Raw genomic sequence first — 235 nt, forward strand, 5'->3', positions numbered from 1 at the left:
GAGCCGGAGCACCTCAGGGGCCGACCGGTGCCAGCCGATCGCGTCCCAGAACAGGGATGACATCGATCGTTGTCCCAATTCTGGGATGTAGGCTGGCACTGTGCACGCTGCCGATCTGCTCCGCGACGCGATGACGCGTGCCGGCCTCAGCGCGTCCGAGTTGTCACACCGGTCGGGGCTCGGCCGATCGACGATCTACCGCTACCTCGACGGCAGTCAGGAACCGGGCCTGACG

At 66.8% G+C, this 235-nt stretch carries 1 protein-coding gene; it reads left to right on the forward strand.

The annotated features are described in order from the left end of the window. Positions 1 to 100 precede the first annotated feature (100 nt). Positions 101 to 235, forward strand: a 135-nt coding sequence (locus AC0I8G_RS26230; RefSeq protein ID WP_471732546.1) for a helix-turn-helix domain-containing protein, incomplete at its 3' end; no start/stop codon positions are given.

The sequence above is a fragment of the Kineococcus sp. AC630 genome (genome assembly GCF_979255925.1).